Source organism: Mesorhizobium sp. B3-1-6, assembly GCF_006439555.1.
Lineage (GTDB): Bacteria > Pseudomonadota > Alphaproteobacteria > Rhizobiales > Rhizobiaceae > Mesorhizobium.
Genome location: NZ_VFTM01000040.1, coordinates 24,277 through 41,761 on the forward strand (window position 1 = coordinate 24,277; position 17,485 = coordinate 41,761).

Here is a 17,485-nt window from a genome sequence, read left to right on the forward strand (position 1 = left end):
TAATCAGGTCGGATCGGATTTCTCTTCCTCGAAGGTGACCGCGACATCGGAATTCGCGGAGAGCCATACCTTCTGCCCGTCGATCTCCGCGACCAGGGCAAGCGAAATGTAGTGGTGATGGCCCTTGTGCGAGCCCATGCCGCTGTCAGCCCTGGTCAGCTTGATCCGGTCACCCTCGACCTTGTCGACGGTGCCGATATGGACGCCATCGGCGCCGATCACTTCCATATGTCCGCGTATCTTGCTGATGTCGGTGCTCATGCTGGTCCTCCACTGGATGGCGATTTGCCCTTTCGGATGCGAGACGGCCGACAATAACAAATGAACGCCGGATTGGATGCATCGCACGGCACGTCTCGTTCACCATGTCGTGATAGGCATGACGCTGATGAGACAGATGTCATGCAGGTGACGCCTAGCCTGCCCGGTCACCCGACGCGCGATACGGCTTGCTGCCCATGATGCCGCTGCAGCAAGTTCCCTTGCGCCGCGGTCTCACAGATCGGTTGCGCGCCGCCGTTCCGTCGGCAAGCGAGGCTGTTGTTGGAACTTTGCTCTGGGGCGCCGCCATGGGTGCGAGTGCGCTGGCAAATCTTCTGCTGGCCGCCTGGGAGACGCCCGACAGCATCCGTTTCGTGGCGCTGCTTTATGGTCTTGGCGGCGGGCTTGCCTTCCCGGTTGGATTGATGCTGGCCAGACTGGTTTCTTGCGACCGTCTTTGGGAAACAGCCTTCGCCGCGGCATTCGTGTCGCTTCTGGCGGCAACGCTCGCCTTCACCGGCGGCCTGTTCGCGCTGCAATATCGCTCCTACTATGCCGAATGGCACGCGTCGGCGTTCACGCTGACCTGGGCGTTCGAATCCGCCTTCACCATGCTGACCGCGCTCTATCAGTTCGTCGTGCTCGGCCTGCGGCTCTATTTTCCGCTGGGTTTTGCAGCGCTTGTCGTGGCAAGTATCTGGTTTGCGCGGCAGCGGCGTTGAGCATCGGGCCCGCCTCTGTTAGGACGCGGCCAACGCTTTTCCCATCAGGACTCAAAAAACGGATGATCCCTCGCTATTCCCGGCCGGAAATGGTCGCCATCTGGTCGCCCGAAACCCGCTTCCGCATCTGGTTCGAGATCGAGGCGCATGCCTGCGATGCGCTGGCGGAGTTAGGCGTCATTCCGAAGGAAGCGGCAAGGACCATCTGGGAGAAAGGCGGCGCGGCCAAATTCGACGTCGCCAAGATCGACGAGATCGAGCGCGTCACCAAGCATGACGTCATCGCTTTCCTGACCCATCTCGCCGAATTCGTCGGACCGGATGCCCGCTTCATCCACCAGGGCATGACGTCGTCGGACGTGCTCGACACCTGTCTTGCCGTGCAGTTGACGCGGGCCAGCGACATCCTGCTTGCCGACATCGACGCCCTGCTCGCGGCGCTGAAGCGCCGTGCTTTCGAGCACAAGGACACCGTCACCATCGGCCGCAGCCACGGCATCCATGCCGAGCCGACCACCTTCGGCGTCAAGCTGGCGCAGGCCTATGCCGAATTCTCGCGCTGCCGCGAGCGGCTGGTGCATGCGCGGGAGGACATCGCCACCTGCGCCATTTCCGGCGCGGTCGGCACTTTCGCCAACATCGAGCCTTATGTCGAAGAGCATGTGGCGGCAAAGCTTGGGCTGAAGCCGGAGCCGGTATCGACGCAGGTCATCCCGCGCGACCGCCACGCCATGTTCTTTGCAACGCTCGGCGTCATCGCCTCCTCGGTCGAACGCCTCGCCGTCGAGATCCGCCATCTGCAGCGCACCGAAGTGCTGGAAGCGGAAGAGTATTTCTCGCCGGGGCAGAAGGGCTCGTCGGCGATGCCGCACAAGCGCAACCCGGTGCTGACCGAGAACCTCACCGGCCTTGCCCGCATGGTGCGTTCGATGGCGCTGCCGGCCATGGAAGACGTGGCGCTCTGGCACGAGCGCGACATTTCGCATTCCTCGGTCGAGCGCATGATCGGGCCGGACGCGACGGTGACGCTGGACTTCGCGCTGGCGCGCCTTACCGGCGTCGTCGACAAGCTGCTCGTCTACCCCGAGAACATGGAGAAGAACCTCAACAAGTTCCGCGGGCTGGTGCACTCGCAGCGCGTGCTGCTGGCGCTGACCCAGGCCGGCCTGTCGCGCGAGGACTCCTACCGCCTGGTGCAGCGCAACGCCATGAAGGTCTGGGAACACGGCGCCGATTTCCTCGAGGAACTGCTGGCCGACAAGGACGTGACGGCCGCGCTATCTGAAGCAGATATCCGCGAGAAATTCGATCTCGGCTATCACACCAAGCATGTCGACACGATCTTCAAGCGGGTGTTCGGGGAAGCTTGATCTTTCCTTCGCCCCGTCTCTATACGGGGAGAAGGTGCCCGAAGGGCGGATGAGGGGCGGCGCCGACTTCGGTGACTATCGCACCCGTCTGTCGTGAAACATCCTGACGCCGGCGCTGCCCCTCATTGCCCTGCCGGGCATTTCTCCCCGTATAGTGACGGGGAGAAAGACGCTGTCACCAACGCCTGATCAAGCCTTCCCTGGCACAGCCCTGATCACCGTGCCCCACGGGTCCTCTCGGCTCGTCTCTTCCTTCACATTGTCCGAGCGCATCTCTACCCAGGCGAGGCCGGAGCGGGAGGGGTCGCGGCGGCCGGCGCCAGCGCTCTGCCAGGCATTGGCGCCGATATGATGGTGGTAATGGCCGGACGACAGGAACACCGCCTGGCCGCCATATTTGGCGACGGTGTCGAAGCCGAACTGGTCATGCCACCAGGCTTCGGCATCTTCCGGCCGGCCGACGCGCAGGTGAACGTGGCCGACAATGGTGTTTTCCGGCGCGCCCTGCCAGCCGGCATCGCCCGCCGGCACGCTGCCCACCACCGCCGGCAGGTTCAGCCGCTCGGTCGCCATGGCGATCTTGTCGCCGTTCCACTTCCAGTCTTGCGGGCGGCGATCCGCATAGATCTCGATGCCATTGCCCTCCGGGTCGGTCAGGTAAAGCGCCTCGCTGACCAAATGGTCGGAAGCGCCCTCGATACCGATGCGGCTGGCGGCGGCGTGGCTGATCCAGCGGCCAAGATCGGCGCGCGATGGCAAAAGGAAAGCGGTGTGGAAAAGCCCGGCGCTGCGCGGATCGTCCGGCTTGGCCGAAGAATCCTGTTCAAGCACCAGCAGCGGCCGGTTGGCGGCGCCGAGCGTGATCGCGCCATCGGCGCGGCTCAGTTCCTGCAGGCCGACGACCGCGCGATAATAGGAGGCAAGGCTCTCGGCGTCCTGCGCCTTCAGCCCGACACGCGAAACGCTGACCGGGGTGGTCGCGGCAAAAGGCAGTTCGCTCATCAAACTCTCCGTTCGGGCGTCGCCTCTTCCCGAAATGGGATTTGCAGGCCGCCACCTCTTCTTCCCCCTCCAAATCGTCGATTGCGATCGTTCACACAAGAGGGCAAGAGTCGAACAAGTTGTTCACAATTGTGATCACGCCGATATAGGCGACAGGGTTGCAGCCGAGAAGACCGCTCGCTACATCGGCGCCATGAAAGTCAAAGACGCAGATATTCTGATCGTGCCGGGCTACACCAATTCCGGTCCCGAGCATTGGCAGACCCGCTGGCAGTCGAAACTGTCGACGGCGCGCCGTGTCGAGCAGGCGGAATGGACCAAGCCCGTGCGCGAGGACTGGACGGCGAGCGTAGCGAACGCCGTCAACGAGGCCGAGCGGCCGGTGGTTCTCGTAGCGCACTCGCTTGGCGTCGCGGCCGCGGTGCAGGCCATCTCGCAATTCAAGAAGCCGGTCGCGGGCGCCTTCTTCGTCGCGCCGCCGGATGTCTCCAATCCGGAAATCAGGCCGAAACATCTGATGACCTTTGGCCCTTATTCGCGCGATCCGCTGCCCTTTCCGTCCATCGTGATCGCCAGCCGCAACGATCCGTTTTGCGCTTTCGAGGTCGCCGAGGACATTGCCGCCGCCTGGGGATCGCTCTTCATCGACGCCGGTGAGGCCGGCCATCTCAACCACGACGCGGGCTTCGGCCCCTGGCCCGAGGGTTCGATGACTTTCGCCAAATTCCTGACGGAACTGAAAGAACCCTGATCGGCGTCTAGGAGCCGATCGAATCCCGCATGCTCTTCAACAGCGTTTTCGCGCCGAGTGAAATCAGCGTGTGGTCCGAGCCCATGGCGAGCAGCCGGAAGCCCATCGAAACGACGCGCCCGGCGATCGCCGGTTCGATGACATAGATCGCGGCATGCTTGCCGGCCTTGCGTGTCCGCTCGGCGATCGACGCGACCGTCTCCATCATGCTTTCCAGCGTCGAACTGACCGTGGCGCCGTTCGACCAGGCGATCGAGAAATCCGACGGGCCGACGAAGATGCCGTCGATGCCCGGCGTATCCAGAATACCGTCCAGCGCCTCGAGGGCCGCCCGCGTTTCGACCATCGCGAAAGCCATGGTGCGCTGGTTCGTATCGCGCAGCCATTCGGCATGGTCGCCCTTGCCGTGGCGCGGGAAGGCATAGGTCGGCCCCCAGGAACGCTCGCCCAGCGGCGGGTATTTCATCGCGGCGGCGAACTGCCTTGCATCGGCCACGGAGTTCACCATCGGCGCGATCACCGCCTCGGCCCCGAAATCGAGCGCGCGGCTCGCCATGTCAAAGCGCCCGACCGGAATGCGCACCAGCGCCGGCTTGTTGGCGGCCAGCACCGGCACCAGGCCGCGCAGCACGCTGTCCTCATGATGGCCGCCATGCTGCATGTCGAGGGTGACCGCATCGAAACCCTGCTTGGCGATGATCTCGACCGTCAGCGCATCCGGCACGCCCGACCATGCGGTGAACAGCGTTTCGTCGGCGGCCAGGCGGGACTTGAGCGACATCGGAACTTTCCTTGTTAACAATCCGCAGTTTCGGCTGGAAACGACGCTAAGGCAAAGAAAAACCGCCCGGTTTGGCCGGGCGGTCGATTGGTCCAGTCAGAGCAAATTCCAGGAAAAGTGTGTAACGGTTTTCCGTCCGGAATTGCGTAAAAACAAGGAGATAGGCATGATGGCGAGAGGCGTGAAGCGGTTTTCCGGCGACATCATGCCCACATAGCCTCAGCTATTCTTGATCTGCTCGATCGCCTGCGCCATCAGTTCGTCCATGGTGCGGCGGATCTGGTGGTCGGACTGAGCGACGCCGGCGGCATCGAAATCCTTGCGGATCTTGCGGAAGACATCATGGTCGCCCGCTTCCTCGATATCGGAGACCACCACTTCCTTGGCATAGGCTTCGGCATCGGCGCCGGATTTGCCGAGTTTCTCGGCGGCCCACAGCCCCAGCGCCTTGTTGCGGCGCGCCGCGGCCTTGAAGCGAAGTTCCTCGTCGAAGGCGAATTTGCGCTCGAAGCCCTCTTCGCGGTCTTTCATGCTGCTCATGACGTCCCTCCGATCAATCCGATTCGCTTGGCGATGAATATGTGTGATGGGCAAGCACAAACCAAAAGGCCGCGAGCCGGTCAATATGCTTCGTCGCATGCTGCGCTGCGGCATTTCGGTTCCGAAAGCGGTTGATTCGCGGGATTTGCCGATTGAGCAAACAGGACGATTGCGATAACACCGGCATTGAACGCCGCCTTCGCCATACTAACTTAGGCAAACGGACAGGAACTGGTCACTTTGCCCCTGCCCGCAGATCCAGAGAAAAAATCAGATGAAAAATCGCCGCCGCATCTACGAAGGCAAGGCCAAGATCCTCTATGAGGGACCTGAGCCGGGGACGCTGATCCAGTTTTTCAAGGACGATGCCACCGCCTTCAACAAGAAGAAGCATGAGGTGGTCGATGGCAAGGGCGTGCTCAACAACCGCATTTCCGAGCACATCTTCAACCACTTGAACCGGATGGGCATCCCGACCCATTTCATCCGCCGGCTCAACATGCGCGAGCAGCTGATCAAGGAAGTCGAGATCATTCCGCTCGAGGTCGTGGTGCGCAATGTCGCCGCCGGCTCGCTGTCCAAGCGCCTCGGCATCGAGGAAGGCACGGTGCTGCCGCGCTCGATCATCGAATTCTACTACAAGGCCGACGCGCTCGACGACCCGATGGTGTCGGAAGAGCACATCACCGCCTTCGGCTGGGCAAGCCCGCAGGAAATCGACGACATCATGGCCTTGGCCATCCGCGTCAACGACTTCCTCTCCGGCCTGTTCCTCGGCGTCGGCATCCAACTCGTCGACTTCAAGATCGAATGCGGCCGCCTGTTCGAGGGCGACATGATGCGCATCGTCGTCGCCGACGAGATCTCGCCGGATTCCTGCCGGCTGTGGGACGTCGCCACACAGGACAAGCTCGACAAGGACCGTTTCCGCCGCGACATGGGCGGCCTGGTCGAAGCCTATCAGGAAGTTGCCCGCCGTCTCGGCATCATCAACGAGAACGAGCCGCCGCGCCCGACGGGTCCCGTGCTCGTCGCTTCCTCCGAGGCGCCCAAGGGCCTGAAGCACTAAGTACTGAGGGGCCTGCCCTGCCAGACAATGGCAGGCCTTTTGCCAAACGACGACCTGCCCAGGAGTATCGATGAAAGCCCGTATCACCGTGACCCTCAAGAACGGCGTCCTCGACCCGCAGGGCAAGGCGATCGAGCACGCGCTCTCCGGGCTTGGCTTCGACGGCGTCGGCCAGGTGCGCCAGGGCAAGGTGTTCGACATCGAGCTCACCGGAGCCGACAAGGCCAAGGCCGAAGCCGACCTCAAGGCCATGTGCGACAAGCTTCTGGCGAACACGGTGATCGAGAATTACGCGGTGGAGATTGCCTGAAATGAAATCAGCCGTCGTCCTCCTGCCTGGCCTCAACCGCGACCGCGACATGATCGCGGCGCTGACCAAGATTTCCGGCCAGGCGCCAGCGACCGTCTGGCAGACCGACACGGAAATCCCCGATGTCGATCTGATCGCCATCCCCGGCGGCTTCTCCTTCGGTGATTATCTGCGCTGCGGCGCGATCGCGGCGCGCATGCCGGTGATGCGTGCGGTCGCCGAAAAGGCCGCCAAGGGCGTGACCGTCGTCGGCGTCTGCAACGGCTTCCAGATCCTGGTCGAGGCGGGGCTGCTGCCCGGCGCGTTGATGCGCAATGCGTCGCTGAAATTCGTCTGCCGGCAGGTGAAGCTTGAGATCGCCAACGCCAACACCATGTTCACCCGCGGCTACCGGCCGGGTCAGGTGATCCGCTCGCCGGTCGCGCACCATGACGGCAACTACTTCGCCGACGCCGAGACGCTGGCCCGCCTCGAAGGCGAAGGCCAGGTGGTGTTCCGCTATGCCGAAGGCACTAATCCCAATGGCTCGATCAACGACATCGCCGGCATCGTCAACGACAACGGCAACGTGCTCGGCCTGATGCCGCATCCCGAGAACCTGATCGAAGCGGCGCATGGCGGCAATGACGGGCGGGCGCTGTTCGAGAGCGCGCTCGGCATCGCGGCTTGATCCTTTAACATCCTATCGGAACGCGGGGGGCGGACTGATCATGAGACTGACGATTGCTCGCCTTGCTCTCCTGGCCGTCGCCGGGCTCACCTTGGCTTCCTGCCAGTCCAGCCCCAAGACAACGCCGGTTCCCTCAGGCAAGAGCGCCTCTCTGCTTGCCATGGAGCAGGTCGCGATCGCCGCGCACAAATGCTGGATCGCCAGCAAGGATCCGGCCTTCAAGGCCTACCAGATGGCCAACGAGCTCAATTCCTACAGCGGCACGCCGCGCTTCCTGCTGGTGCCCGCCAAGCACTATGGCGGCAAACCGCTGCTGGTCGTGCAGGCGCAAGGCAATTCCAACCGTGTCGATGTGTTCGGGCCGCTGATGAATGAGCCGCTCGGCGCGCGCATCGGCTCTGACGTCGCCCGCTGGCAGGCCGGCAATCCGTCCTGCGCGGCTGCCGTGTGAGGTTGCGATGGGCCGGTTCCTGCAGATCGCGGGGCTGGTTGTCGGGCTGATTGCGCTTGTCCTGCAATTCGCCATCACCATGCCGGCATCCATGGCCGCAGGACGTGGCTTGCTCGGCTCGATCGTCTTCTATTTCAGCTTCTTCACCATCCTGACCAACATCGCGGCGGTGATGGTGCACGCTTCGCTGCTGTCACCCGCCGGCTATGCCTGGTTTCCGGCCTTTGCCGGGCAGCGGATGCGGGCCGGCGTGGCGGTGGCCATAACTCTGGTTTTCATTGTCTACGCCACGGTTCTGGCGAGGCTCTGGCAGCCGCAGGGTTTGTTCCTGCTCTGCGACGTCCTTTTGCACTATGTGACGCCGGCGATGTTCGTGCTGTGGTGGCTGGTGGCGGGCGCCGATGGCAGGCGGCAGTGGAGCGACATCGCCTGGTGGATGATCTACCCGGTCGCCTATCTCGCCTACGCGCTGATACGCGCGCCCTTCGCCGGCGAAGTACCTTATCCGTTCCTCGACGTCGCCAAGAACGGCGCGGCCAGCGTCGCCGTTTCGGCCCTGGGCGTCACGGCGTTATTCATCGGATTGAGCGTGCTTGCCGTGCTAATCGATCACGGCATCGGCCGGTTGCGGGGAAAGCCCGCAACCGGCATCCAATCGAGCCGCCGATAGGCATCACTCCCAGAACGCCCGGATGCCTTCGCGATGGGCGTCGCAGCGCGAGACGCCGATATCCTTGAGCTGCTCGTCCGTCATCTCCAGCAGCGCAAGGCGGCCGCGCCGACGTTCGAGCATGCGGTCGATCTGCCTCGCGATGGAACGGAGCACAACCACCAGGCGACCAACGAAGCCGCGATGGGCCAAGGGCTCGGCCTGCGCGCCAACGGCCGGGCGAGCGTAGCGAATTGTCTCGATTGTATCCATTGTCATTCTGCCTTGTTCAGATTGTACCTTACCAATCGCGAGATCGATATGAATTGACTCATCGGGCGGCGCAATATAGAAAATTGTCACCATGACAAATTGGCTCCCCGATCTTTCCTCTGGCTCCGGTCCGCTCTATCAGCGTCTGGCTGACAGCATTGAGTCAGATATCGACAAGGGCGTCATCGATGCCGGTGCAAAACTGCCGCCGCAGCGCGACCTCGCCTATGACATCGGCACGACCGTCGGCACCATCGGCAGGGCCTATCAGCTGCTGCGCGAACGCGGTCTGGTGAGTGGCGAGGTCGGTCGCGGCACCTATGTGCTCGGTCAGCGCACCGCAGACCCGAAGCCGGATTTGGAACCTGCCATCCAGGGCACACGCCCCATCGACGCGCCGAGCGGCAAGCTGCGCTTCGACAGCACCGCCGCGCCCGATGTCGGCCAGGGCGCAGTGATTGCCGACCTGCTGGCGCGCACGGCGCAGGAGCATCCGCACGACATTTCGAGCTATACGCGGGATTTTCCCGAACGCTGGTACGAAGCCGGAAGCCGCTGGCTGGCACGCAATGCCTTCCGCCCCTCGCCCGATTCGATCGTGCCGACGCTGGGCACCCACGCCGCGGTCATGGCGGCGATCGCGGCGCTGACCATGCCCGGCGACTATGTCGTCTTCGAGCACCTCACCTATTCGCAGATCGCGCGCAGCGCGGGGCTGATCGGGCGCCGCATCGCGCTGGTTTCGACCGACGACAACGGTATCGACCCGGATGATTTCGAGCGCGTCTGCGCGCAGAAACATCCAAAGCTGATGTTCCTGATGCCGACCGCGAAGAACCCGACGCTGGTGACCCTGTCGGCGGAGCGGCGGCAGGCGATCGCGAAGATTGCGCGCGAGTACAATGTCGCGCTGATCGAGGACGATCTTTACGGCGAGCTCACCGACGACCCGACGCCGCTGCTGGCCGAATATGCGCCGGAGCGCACCATCGTCGCCGGCGGCTTGTCCAAATCCGTCGCCGCAGGCGTGCGCGGCGGCTGGCTTTCCTGCCCGCCGGCCTATCGCCACCGCATCCGCGTCGCCCACAAGATGATGACCGGCGGCCTGCCTTTCCTGCTGGCCGAGGTCGGCGCAAGGCTGGTGACGTCGGGCCAGGCGGGCGAGATCCGCAAGCGCGGCATCGCCGAAATCCAGGCGCGCCTCGCCATCGTGCGCGACGTGCTGGCGGGGTTCGACATCAAGGCAAGGGACAACGTGCCCTTCGTCTGGCTGACCTTACCGGACCCGTGGCTGTCCGGCACCTTCAAGAACGCCTGCCTAGCGCAAGGCCTGCTCATCGACGACGAGGACGAATTCAAGGCCGGCCGTTCCGAGCAGGTCTTCCACGGCGTGCGCTTCGGTATTTCGCAGCCGAGGCGGCGCGAGGATGTCGCCGGCGGCGTCGCCGTCATCCGCCGCCTGCTCGACGAAGGCCGCGCCGGCTACGACAGTTTTTCCTGATCAAGCTGGCGAGCTCTAGGCCCTGACCTCCGCCGGCAGGGGCAGTTTTCCGGCTTTTTTCGTCATCCGATGGGGTGTATCGCGCGAAAGCTTGCGATAAGAGGAGACTCAAAGAAACTCCCCTCTTCCACGGACAAAAATCGCCGCTCATGACTATTTCCAATTCCGTGCCGATCACTCCCGAGCTCGTCGCCGCGCATGGGCTGAAGCCGGACGAATACCAGCGCATTCTCGATCTGGTCGGCCGCGAGCCAAGCTTCACCGAGCTCGGCATCTTCTCGGCGATGTGGAACGAGCACTGCTCCTACAAGTCCTCGAAGAAATGGCTGCGCACGCTGCCGACCAGCGGTCCGCGGGTCATCCAGGGTCCAGGCGAGAATGCCGGCGTGGTCGACATCGGCGACGGTGACTGCGTCGTCTTCAAGATGGAGAGCCACAACCACCCGTCCTACATCGAGCCCTATCAGGGCGCCGCGACCGGAGTCGGCGGCATATTGCGCGACGTCTTCACCATGGGCGCGCGGCCGGTGGCGGCCATGAACGCGCTGCGCTTCGGCGCGCCGGATCATCCGAAAACCCGGCATCTCGTTGCCGGCGTGGTTTCGGGCGTCGGCGGCTACGGCAATTCCTTCGGCGTGCCGACCGTCGGCGGCGAGGTCAATTTCGATGCCCGCTACAACGGCAACATCCTGGTCAACGCCTTCGCGGCGGGCCTCGCCAAGACCAACGCCATCTTCCTGTCGCAGGCCAAGGGCGTCGGCCTCCCGGTCGTCTATCTCGGCGCCAAGACCGGGCGCGATGGCGTCGGCGGCGCCACCATGGCCTCGGCCGAATTCGACGACAAGATCGAGGAGAAGCGTCCGACCGTGCAGGTCGGCGATCCCTTCACCGAAAAATGCCTGCTGGAAGCCTGCCTCGAGCTGATGGCGTCGGGCGCCGTCATCGCCATTCAGGACATGGGCGCGGCCGGCCTCACCTGCTCGGCCGTCGAGATGGGCGCCAAGGGCGACCTCGGCATCGAGCTCGACCTCGACAAGGTGCCGGTGCGCGAGGAGCGCATGAGCGCCTATGAGATGATGCTGTCGGAAAGCCAGGAGCGCATGCTGATGGTGCTGCGCCCCGAGAAGGAGGAAGAAGCCGAGGCCATCTTCCGCAAATGGGGCCTCGACTTCGCCATTGTGGGCAAGACCACCGACGATCTGCGCTTCCGCGTCATCCATCAGGGCGACGAGGTCGCCAACCTGCCGATCAAGGAGCTGGGCGACCAGGCACCGGAATATGACCGCCCCTGGGTCGAGCCGAAGAAGCCGGCGCCGCTCGCCGCGAACGATGCGCCGAAGGCCGATGTCGCCGACGCGCTGCTGAAAATGCTGGGCGGGCCGGATCTCTCTTCGCGCCGCTGGGTGTGGGAGCAGTACGACACGCTGATCCAGGGCAATTCGCTGCAGCTTCCGGGCGGCGACGCCGGCGTCGTGCGCGTCGAGGGTCATCCGACCAAGGCGCTGGCCTTCTCCTCAGACGTCACGCCGCGCTACTGCGAGGCCGACCCGTACGAAGGCGGCAAGCAGGCCGTGGCCGAATGCTGGCGCAATCTGACCGCCACCGGCGCCCTGCCGCTTGCGGCCACCGACAACCTCAATTTCGGCAATCCGGAGCGGCCCGAGATCATGGGCCAGTTCGTCGGCGCGGTTAAGGGCATCGGCGATGCCTGCCGCGCTCTCGGTTTCCCGATCGTCTCCGGCAATGTCTCGCTCTACAACGAGACGAACGGCCGCGGCATCCTGCCGACACCGACCATCGGCGGCGTCGGGCTGATTGCCGACTGGTCGAAGATGGCGCGTATGGGTTTTGCCGCCGAAGGCCAGATGATCGTGCTGGTCGGCGCGCCCGCCACCTGGGGCAGCCATCTCGGCCAGTCCGTCTATATGCGTGACATCCACGGTCGAGGCGACGGCCCGCCGCCGCCGGTCGACCTCGATCATGAGAAGCGGGTTGGCGACCATGTGCGCGCGCTGATCGCGTCCGGCATCGTGACATCGGCGCACGACGTCTCCGACGGCGGCCTGGCGATAGCGCTCGCCGAAATGGCGATGGCCTCCGGCATCGGCGCCACCGTTCCGGGGCTTACCGGCACCCATCCGATCCCGGTCTGGTTCGGCGAGGACCAGGGGCGCTACCTGCTGACGCTGTCGATCGACCCGCAAAGCGGCGAATGGGACAGGATCCGCGAAGAGCAGGGCATGCTCGGCATCTTCGCGCCCTGGATCGGCACCACCGGCGGACGTGAATTGAAGCTCGGCGAGGCCCGACCGATCCCCGTCAGCGAGTTGACCGCCGCCCATGAGGGCTGGTTCCCGCGCTTCATGGATCAGGCCAGTTGACCGGGCTAGAAGCAATCCTTTTTTATGCGACATGATTTAACCGCCAGGGCGCTGATTGCAGTCGTCTTCTGGCCGTCCCTGTTCTTCTTCTGGTTTCTCGGGCCGTTCGTCCTGTTCCTGTTGTCGACGACATCGAGCGAGGTCTGCCCGCGGCTGGAAACCCGCGCCGAGTTCCTGGCCGCGGCCAACGGCACGCTGCCGATGCTGATATTGCAGACCCTGATCTACGCCGTTCCAGTCGTCTGCCTGGTGCTCTGGAACAGGCTTTCTCCGGAGCCGGCGCGGGCAAGGCACGTCGCGACCTGCATCAAGCTCTTCGCCGTCGCCGCGTTGATCGGGGCCATTTGGGACTATGGCTCGTCCTTGACCTGCGACGGCTACGGTCAGCCCTTCTTCTCAACCGCATGGCGGATGACGAGCTATCTTCCGATCGTCAGCCTGTTGATCAACCTCCCGCTCTACGTGCTGGTCTTCAGCCTCGGCCACGCCTATTCGACGCGCGATGACATCACCGAAGACGGCGTGATTCATTGGAGCCAGGATAACCCATAGGGCCTCATCACCCGACGGAACGGCTTCAATCCGGGCTGGAAAGGCTTTAGGCTCACCCGAGTCACACCATACAGCCCGCCCGCTTGAAACAGGATTTTGCCATGGCAATGGATGCCCACGACATCGAAAAATTGATCAAGGAAGGCATTCCGGACGCCAAGGTGACGATCCGCGACCTGGCCGGCGACGGCGATCATTACGCGGCCGAGGTCGTGGCCGAGAGCTTCCGGGGCAAAAGCCGTGTGCAGCAGCATCAGATGGTCTACAACGCGCTGAAGGGCAATATGGGCGGCTTGCTGCACGCGCTGGCGCTGCAGACCAGCATTCCCGACTGAGCGCCGGCGCCGCTCAGGCTTAGCCCAAAATCGCGTTATCCCTTGCGCCATTGGGCCGGCGTCGCGGCTAACGTCTTGTTTCAGCCAACCTATGGGTTTATTTGAAGGACATGTTTCGAGCCTGACTCCCACAGGCGTGAAAGGACCGTCCATGACCGGCATCAACGACTACATCGACAATGAAGTGAAGAGCAACGACGTCGTGCTCTTCATGAAGGGCACGCCCGGCTTCCCGCAATGCGGCTTCTCCGGCCAGGTGGTGCAGATCCTCGATTACATCGGGGCCGACTACAAAGGCGTCAACGTGCTCGACTCGGCCGAACTGCGCCAGGGCATCAAGGACTATTCCAACTGGCCGACCATCCCGCAGCTCTATGTGAAGGGCGAATTCGTCGGCGGTTGCGACATCGTGCGCGAAATGTTCCAGGCCGGCGAGTTGCAGGACTTCCTGGTCGAAAAGGGCGTCAGCGTCAAAGGCGCCGCCTGATTCAATTTTGCTCGCCGGCGCGGAGGCTAACCCTCCGGCCGGCAAGCATCGCTCGGGGCCGCCCCCACCTCGGCAACATAACCCCCGGGTCTCGGGGATGAGACGAACCAGCGCGCCGGCCAGCCGGCGCCTGTTCGTTTGAAAGATCGGAATTTGCCGTGGACAAGCAGGTAGAAGCGTCGCAACGGGCAAGCAGCTTGCCCATTCCGCGCTGGGAATTCATCGCGCTCTGCGCCGCGCTCATGGCGCTCAACTCCTTGGCCATCGACATCATGTTGCCGGCCCTGCAGCAGATCGGCGCCTCGCTCGGCGTCGAGAGCGAGAACCACCGCCAATATGTCATCACCGCCTATATGCTCGGCTTCGGCGGCGGGCAGCTTTTGTTCGGGCCTATTTCGGATCGCTTCGGGCGCCGAGCGCCACTGGTCCTTGGCCTGGTCGTCTATGTCGTGGCTGCGGCCGCCGCCGCCATAGCTCCCAGTTTCACCCTGTTGCTGACCTGGCGTCTCATACAGGGTATCGGCGCGGCCGCGACCCGCGTCATCGCCGTCTCGATCGTGCGCGACACGTTCGAAGGCCGGCGCATGGCCGAGGTGATGTCGCTGATCTTCATGGTGTTCATGGCCATCCCTGTCATCGCGCCCGGCATCGGCCAGTTCGTCATGCTGTTCGCCAGTTGGCACTGGATTTTCGTGACCATGGCTATCGGCGCGTTGATCGTTTCGACCTGGGCTCTGCTGCGCCTGCCGGAGACGCTGCATCCGGAATATCGCCGGCCGCTGACGGTAAGCTCCGTCGTCAGCGGCTTCCGCATCGTGCTCACCAACCGGCTCACGCTTTGCTACGCTTTCGCCAGCACGTTCATTTTCGCCGCCATGTTCGGCTTCATCAGTTCGGCGCAGCAGATCTACATCGACATCTTTCATGTCGGCGAATTGTTCCCGCTGATCTTTGCCGGCGTCGCCGGCGTGCTTGCCTTCTCCAACTATCTCAATTCGCGGTTGGTCGGACAGATTGGCATGCGCCGCCTGTCGCAAGGCGCGCTGCTCATCTTCCTGTGCATCAGCCTTGCCTGGCTGGTGGTCTCGCTGGAGATACGGATGCCGCTCTGGCTCTTCGTCACCTTCTTTGCCGGCGCGATGCTGCCATTCGGCGGACTGGGCGCGAATTTCAACGCTTTGGCCATGGAGCCGCTCGGCGAGCTCGCCGGCACGGCGGCATCCATCCTGGGCTTCATGCAGACCTTCCTCGGTGCCCTCATCGGCGCGGCGATCGGCCAGGCCTATAACGGCACGGTCACGCCTCTGGCCGCCGGCTTCTGCAGCGTCTCGGTCGCGGCTTTGCTGATGATCCTGATCGCCGAGCAGGGCAGGATGTTCCAGCCCCACAATCCCCCTGTTTCGGGACACGTCACCGATCTGCACTAATGCATGTCGCGCAAAAGTTTCAGCGGTTTTGCGATAACGACATGCATGAAAACAAAGGTTTTAAAGCGCGTCGCCTGAATCCGCTTCAGCGCGACGCGCTTTAATTGCTATCCGGCCGGCAGATCGCCGGCCGAGCGCAGGATTACCCTACTCAGCCCAGAGCTCGCGGCGCAGCTCGTCCCAGCTTTGCTTGTCCGGCGCGACCAGCAGGCCGCCGTCGACATGCGATGGCAGATAGGCGCTGCCGTCGACGCGCGCGACATGGCCGCCGGCTTCCTGATGGATCAGCGCGCCGGCGAGATGATCCCAGGGCATCAGCTTGTTGTAGAGCACGAAATGGGCGTGACCGCTGGCAAGCAGCCGATATTCATGCGCCGCGCAGCGATAGGCGAATTGCGACAGCGTCTTGGTCTGGTTGCGGGCAAGCCGCGAGCGTTCAGGCTCTTCGAGAAACTGCCAGGAAACGGCGCCCGTCATCTGCGCCATGGGCACCGGTGCCGCGACGCGGACCTTCTCCAGCGCGCCATGCGCGTGGCGGATATGGCTGCCCGCCCCCTTGGCGCCGATCAGCCAGTCCTTGCCGACCGGATCATGGATGATGCCGGCGACGGTCTCGCCGTTGACGACGACGCCGGCCATGACGCCGAACAGCGGCACGCCGGAAGCGAAGTTGAAGGTGCCGTCGACCGGATCGATGACGAAGGCAAGCGCGGCATCGCCAAGGCCAGATAGCAGCGCCGGGTTGTCGGAACAGGCCTCTTCACCGACCACCATGGCCTGGGGATAGCGTTCGAGCAGCCGGGCGGTGATCAGCCTCTCGGCATTGACGTCCGCCTCGGTCACGAGGTCGGCGGCGGACGTCTTCTGGCGCACGTCGCCCTCGCCCAGCCGGCGGAAGCGCGGCATGATTTCAGTCCTGGCGGCGGCGGCAAGAAGCTCGGCCAGCCAGTCGATCGAACGGTCGTCAAATTTCATCGGAAATGTCTCGTCCTGGATTCGCATCGAGCCCCGCGAAGTCGAATAGCTTCCTGTCCAGGAGATGCGAGAGCCTTACATTGGTCATGGCGCGGATCATCGTGTCCTTGCGGCCCGGCATGCGCTTCTCGATGTCGTCGAGCATCGCCTTCATGGCGTTGCGCTGCAGCCCTTCCTGGCTGCCGCAGAGGTCGCACGGAATGATCGGGAATTTCATCGCGTTGGCGAATTTCTCGAGGTCGGCCTCAGCACTATAGGCGAGCGGCCGCAGCACCAAGACGTCACCTTCGTCATTGAGGAGCTTGGGCGGCATGGCGGCGAGACGCCCGCCATGGAACAGGTTCATGAAGAAGGTTTCGAGTATGTCCTCGCGGTGGTGGCCAAGCACCAGCGCCGAGCATCCCTCCTCGCGCGCGATCCGGTAGAGATGGCCGCGCCGCAGCCGCGAGCAGAGCGAGCAATAGGTGCTGCCTTCCGGCAGCTTGTCGGTCACCACCGAATAGGTGTCCTGGTATTCGATGCGGTGCGCGATGCCGTTGGCATTGAGATAATCGGGCAGGATATGCTTCGGGAAATTCGGCTGGCCCTGGTCGAGATTGCAGGCGAGCAGTTCGACCGGCAGCAGGCCGCGCCATTTGAGATCGAGCAGCAGCGCGAGCAGGCCATAGGAATCCTTGCCGCCGGAGAGCGCCACCAGCCAGCGCTCGCCGGGCTTCACCATGGCGAAATCCTCGATCGCCTGGCGCGTCAGCCTCAACAGCCGCTTGCGCAGCTTGTTGAATTCGACCGAGGACGGCACGTCGGCAAACAGCGGATGGAAGCCGCCGTCGGTCTCGTCGCCGATCGGCTCGAGCGTTTTGACATCTGGCAGCATATTCATGGCGCCGGCCCTGCGTTCTGTTGGCGCCCGGCTTAGCGGACATAGCGGACAAAGAAAAGGCCGCCTCGAGAGGCGGCCTTGGATGCTGCGGCTGATTG

At 63.6% G+C, this 17,485-nt stretch carries 22 protein-coding genes; 15 read left to right on the top strand and 7 right to left on the bottom strand.

Features of this window, described 5'->3' with window-relative positions; translation table 11 throughout:
- Positions 1-3 precede the first annotated feature (3 nt).
- Positions 4-261 carry a DUF2171 domain-containing protein gene (locus tag FJ414_RS27395; protein WP_140647493.1) on the bottom strand — a complete coding sequence of 86 codons (258 nt, stop codon included), beginning with the start codon at positions 259-261 and terminating at the stop codon, positions 4-6.
- A 308-nt stretch (positions 262-569) separates the two neighbouring features.
- On the opposite strand from FJ414_RS27395, the gene FJ414_RS27400 reads away from it, so the two are divergent.
- Together FJ414_RS27400 and purB are read left to right on the top strand one after the other, a co-directional pair.
- Complete coding sequence (locus FJ414_RS27400) at positions 570-983, top strand: hypothetical protein (RefSeq protein WP_140647494.1); 414 nt, start codon at positions 570-572, stop codon at positions 981-983.
- 62 nt (positions 984-1,045) lie between these two features.
- Positions 1,046-2,353, top strand: coding sequence for an adenylosuccinate lyase (purB, locus tag FJ414_RS27405; RefSeq protein WP_140647495.1), 1,308 nt, complete (start codon positions 1,046-1,048; stop codon positions 2,351-2,353).
- Positions 2,354-2,542: 189 nt separating this feature from the next.
- On the opposite strand, the gene FJ414_RS27410 is transcribed toward purB, so the two are convergent.
- Entirely contained in the window at positions 2,543-3,355 is an 813-nt protein-coding gene (locus FJ414_RS27410) for a VOC family protein (protein WP_140647496.1), read from the bottom strand.
- 193 nt (positions 3,356-3,548) lie between these two features.
- Here FJ414_RS27410 and FJ414_RS27415 point away from each other — a divergent pair, with 193 nt between their 5' ends.
- Entirely contained in the window at positions 3,549-4,106 is a 558-nt protein-coding gene (locus FJ414_RS27415; protein WP_140647497.1) for an alpha/beta hydrolase, read from the top strand.
- A 7-nt stretch (positions 4,107-4,113) separates the two neighbouring features.
- Here the strand turns inward: FJ414_RS27415 and FJ414_RS27420 are convergent, their stop codons facing one another.
- Positions 4,114-4,887: an HpcH/HpaI aldolase/citrate lyase family protein gene (locus tag FJ414_RS27420; RefSeq protein ID WP_040981238.1), complete on the bottom strand. Its 774-nt coding sequence runs from the start codon at positions 4,885-4,887 to the stop codon at positions 4,114-4,116.
- On the opposite strand from FJ414_RS27420, the gene FJ414_RS27425 reads away from it, so the two are divergent.
- Positions 4,877-5,104, top strand: a complete 228-nt coding sequence (locus FJ414_RS27425) for a hypothetical protein (RefSeq protein ID WP_140647498.1) — start codon at positions 4,877-4,879, stop codon at positions 5,102-5,104. The two genes, FJ414_RS27420 and FJ414_RS27425, sit on opposite strands and share 11 nt — an antisense overlap.
- A gap of 2 nt (positions 5,105-5,106) precedes the next feature.
- Here the strand turns inward: FJ414_RS27425 and FJ414_RS27430 are convergent, their stop codons facing one another.
- Complete coding sequence (locus FJ414_RS27430) at positions 5,107-5,427, bottom strand: DUF1476 domain-containing protein (RefSeq protein WP_140647499.1); 321 nt, start codon at positions 5,425-5,427, stop codon at positions 5,107-5,109.
- A 274-nt stretch (positions 5,428-5,701) separates the two neighbouring features.
- Between FJ414_RS27430 and purC the strand changes: the two genes are divergently transcribed.
- The 5 genes from purC (at position 5,702) to FJ414_RS27455 (ending at position 8,597) form a co-directional block, all read left to right on the top strand.
- Positions 5,702-6,496 (top strand): phosphoribosylaminoimidazolesuccinocarboxamide synthase, encoded by a 795-nt coding sequence (purC, locus tag FJ414_RS27435; RefSeq protein ID WP_040995384.1) that lies wholly within the window; start codon positions 5,702-5,704, stop codon positions 6,494-6,496.
- A gap of 70 nt (positions 6,497-6,566) precedes the next feature.
- Complete coding sequence (gene purS / locus FJ414_RS27440; RefSeq protein WP_140647500.1) at positions 6,567-6,806, top strand: phosphoribosylformylglycinamidine synthase subunit PurS; 240 nt, start codon at positions 6,567-6,569, stop codon at positions 6,804-6,806.
- Between the two features lies 1 nt (position 6,807).
- Positions 6,808-7,476, top strand: a complete 669-nt coding sequence (purQ, locus tag FJ414_RS27445) for a phosphoribosylformylglycinamidine synthase subunit PurQ (protein ID WP_140647501.1) — start codon at positions 6,808-6,810, stop codon at positions 7,474-7,476.
- A gap of 40 nt (positions 7,477-7,516) precedes the next feature.
- Positions 7,517-7,927, top strand: a complete 411-nt coding sequence (locus tag FJ414_RS27450; RefSeq protein WP_140647502.1) for a hypothetical protein — start codon at positions 7,517-7,519, stop codon at positions 7,925-7,927.
- Between the two features lie 7 nt (positions 7,928-7,934).
- Positions 7,935-8,597 carry a Pr6Pr family membrane protein gene (locus tag FJ414_RS27455; RefSeq protein ID WP_140647503.1) on the top strand — a complete coding sequence of 221 codons (663 nt, stop codon included), beginning with the start codon at positions 7,935-7,937 and terminating at the stop codon, positions 8,595-8,597.
- A gap of 3 nt (positions 8,598-8,600) precedes the next feature.
- Here FJ414_RS27455 and FJ414_RS27460 read toward each other — a convergent pair whose 3' ends face one another.
- Positions 8,601-8,849, bottom strand: coding sequence for a DUF1127 domain-containing protein (locus FJ414_RS27460; protein ID WP_140647525.1), 249 nt, complete (start codon positions 8,847-8,849; stop codon positions 8,601-8,603).
- A gap of 91 nt (positions 8,850-8,940) precedes the next feature.
- Here FJ414_RS27460 and FJ414_RS27465 point away from each other — a divergent pair, with 91 nt between their 5' ends.
- The 6 genes from FJ414_RS27465 to FJ414_RS27490 all read left to right on the top strand — a co-directional run bounded on the left by FJ414_RS27465 (position 8,941) and on the right by FJ414_RS27490 (position 15,532).
- Positions 8,941-10,350 (top strand): PLP-dependent aminotransferase family protein, encoded by a 1,410-nt coding sequence (locus tag FJ414_RS27465; RefSeq protein ID WP_140647504.1) that lies wholly within the window; start codon positions 8,941-8,943, stop codon positions 10,348-10,350.
- A 149-nt stretch (positions 10,351-10,499) separates the two neighbouring features.
- On the top strand, positions 10,500-12,731 hold the full coding sequence (gene purL, locus FJ414_RS27470) for a phosphoribosylformylglycinamidine synthase subunit PurL (protein WP_140647505.1): 2,232 nt from the start codon (positions 10,500-10,502) through the stop codon (positions 12,729-12,731).
- A 24-nt stretch (positions 12,732-12,755) separates the two neighbouring features.
- Positions 12,756-13,283, top strand: a complete 528-nt coding sequence (locus tag FJ414_RS27475) for a hypothetical protein (RefSeq protein ID WP_140647506.1) — start codon at positions 12,756-12,758, stop codon at positions 13,281-13,283.
- Between the two features lie 101 nt (positions 13,284-13,384).
- Positions 13,385-13,618, top strand: a complete 234-nt coding sequence (locus tag FJ414_RS27480) for a BolA family transcriptional regulator (protein WP_140647507.1) — start codon at positions 13,385-13,387, stop codon at positions 13,616-13,618.
- Between the two features lie 151 nt (positions 13,619-13,769).
- Positions 13,770-14,105, top strand: a complete 336-nt coding sequence (gene grxD / locus FJ414_RS27485) for a Grx4 family monothiol glutaredoxin (RefSeq protein WP_059185116.1) — start codon at positions 13,770-13,772, stop codon at positions 14,103-14,105.
- 158 nt (positions 14,106-14,263) lie between these two features.
- Complete coding sequence (locus FJ414_RS27490; protein WP_140647508.1) at positions 14,264-15,532, top strand: multidrug effflux MFS transporter; 1,269 nt, start codon at positions 14,264-14,266, stop codon at positions 15,530-15,532.
- A 147-nt stretch (positions 15,533-15,679) separates the two neighbouring features.
- On the opposite strand, the gene FJ414_RS27495 is transcribed toward FJ414_RS27490, so the two are convergent.
- Both FJ414_RS27495 and ttcA read right to left on the bottom strand, forming a co-directional pair.
- Positions 15,680-16,507, bottom strand: coding sequence for an inositol monophosphatase family protein (locus tag FJ414_RS27495; RefSeq protein ID WP_140647509.1), 828 nt, complete (start codon positions 16,505-16,507; stop codon positions 15,680-15,682).
- Positions 16,497-17,381 (bottom strand): tRNA 2-thiocytidine(32) synthetase TtcA, encoded by an 885-nt coding sequence (ttcA, locus tag FJ414_RS27500; protein WP_181181733.1) that lies wholly within the window; start codon positions 17,379-17,381, stop codon positions 16,497-16,499. The genes FJ414_RS27495 and ttcA overlap by 11 nt, the downstream gene beginning before the upstream one ends.
- Positions 17,382-17,485: the final 104 nt, after the last annotated feature.

Bases quoted from the DNA above. Each gene is read 5' to 3' on its own strand.
- FJ414_RS27480 (WP_140647507.1), top strand. From the start codon at position 13,385: ATGGCAATGGATGCCCACGACATCGAAAAATTGATCAAGGAAGGCATT.
- FJ414_RS27475 (WP_140647506.1), top strand. From the start codon at position 12,756: ATGCGACATGATTTAACCGCCAGGGCGCTGATTGCAGTCGTCTTCTGG.
- FJ414_RS27415 (WP_140647497.1), top strand. From the start codon at position 3,549: ATGAAAGTCAAAGACGCAGATATTCTGATCGTGCCGGGCTACACCAAT.
- FJ414_RS27455 (WP_140647503.1), top strand. From the start codon at position 7,935: ATGGGCCGGTTCCTGCAGATCGCGGGGCTGGTTGTCGGGCTGATTGCG.
- FJ414_RS27450 (WP_140647502.1), top strand. From the start codon at position 7,517: ATGAGACTGACGATTGCTCGCCTTGCTCTCCTGGCCGTCGCCGGGCTC.
- FJ414_RS27420 (WP_040981238.1), bottom strand. From the start codon at position 4,887: ATGTCGCTCAAGTCCCGCCTGGCCGCCGACGAAACGCTGTTCACCGCA.
- FJ414_RS27460 (WP_140647525.1), bottom strand. From the start codon at position 8,849: ATGGATACAATCGAGACAATTCGCTACGCTCGCCCGGCCGTTGGCGCG.
- ttcA (WP_181181733.1), bottom strand. From the start codon at position 17,381: ATGCTGCCAGATGTCAAAACGCTCGAGCCGATCGGCGACGAGACCGAC.
- purB (WP_140647495.1), top strand. From the start codon at position 1,046: ATGATCCCTCGCTATTCCCGGCCGGAAATGGTCGCCATCTGGTCGCCC.
- FJ414_RS27430 (WP_140647499.1), bottom strand. From the start codon at position 5,427: ATGAGCAGCATGAAAGACCGCGAAGAGGGCTTCGAGCGCAAATTCGCC.
- grxD (WP_059185116.1), top strand. From the start codon at position 13,770: ATGACCGGCATCAACGACTACATCGACAATGAAGTGAAGAGCAACGAC.
- purQ (WP_140647501.1), top strand. From the start codon at position 6,808: ATGAAATCAGCCGTCGTCCTCCTGCCTGGCCTCAACCGCGACCGCGAC.
- FJ414_RS27400 (WP_140647494.1), top strand. From the start codon at position 570: ATGGGTGCGAGTGCGCTGGCAAATCTTCTGCTGGCCGCCTGGGAGACG.
- purC (WP_040995384.1), top strand. From the start codon at position 5,702: ATGAAAAATCGCCGCCGCATCTACGAAGGCAAGGCCAAGATCCTCTAT.
- FJ414_RS27465 (WP_140647504.1), top strand. From the start codon at position 8,941: ATGACAAATTGGCTCCCCGATCTTTCCTCTGGCTCCGGTCCGCTCTAT.
- FJ414_RS27410 (WP_140647496.1), bottom strand. From the start codon at position 3,355: ATGAGCGAACTGCCTTTTGCCGCGACCACCCCGGTCAGCGTTTCGCGT.
- purL (WP_140647505.1), top strand. From the start codon at position 10,500: ATGACTATTTCCAATTCCGTGCCGATCACTCCCGAGCTCGTCGCCGCG.
- FJ414_RS27495 (WP_140647509.1), bottom strand. From the start codon at position 16,507: ATGAAATTTGACGACCGTTCGATCGACTGGCTGGCCGAGCTTCTTGCC.
- purS (WP_140647500.1), top strand. From the start codon at position 6,567: ATGAAAGCCCGTATCACCGTGACCCTCAAGAACGGCGTCCTCGACCCG.
- FJ414_RS27395 (WP_140647493.1), bottom strand. From the start codon at position 261: ATGAGCACCGACATCAGCAAGATACGCGGACATATGGAAGTGATCGGC.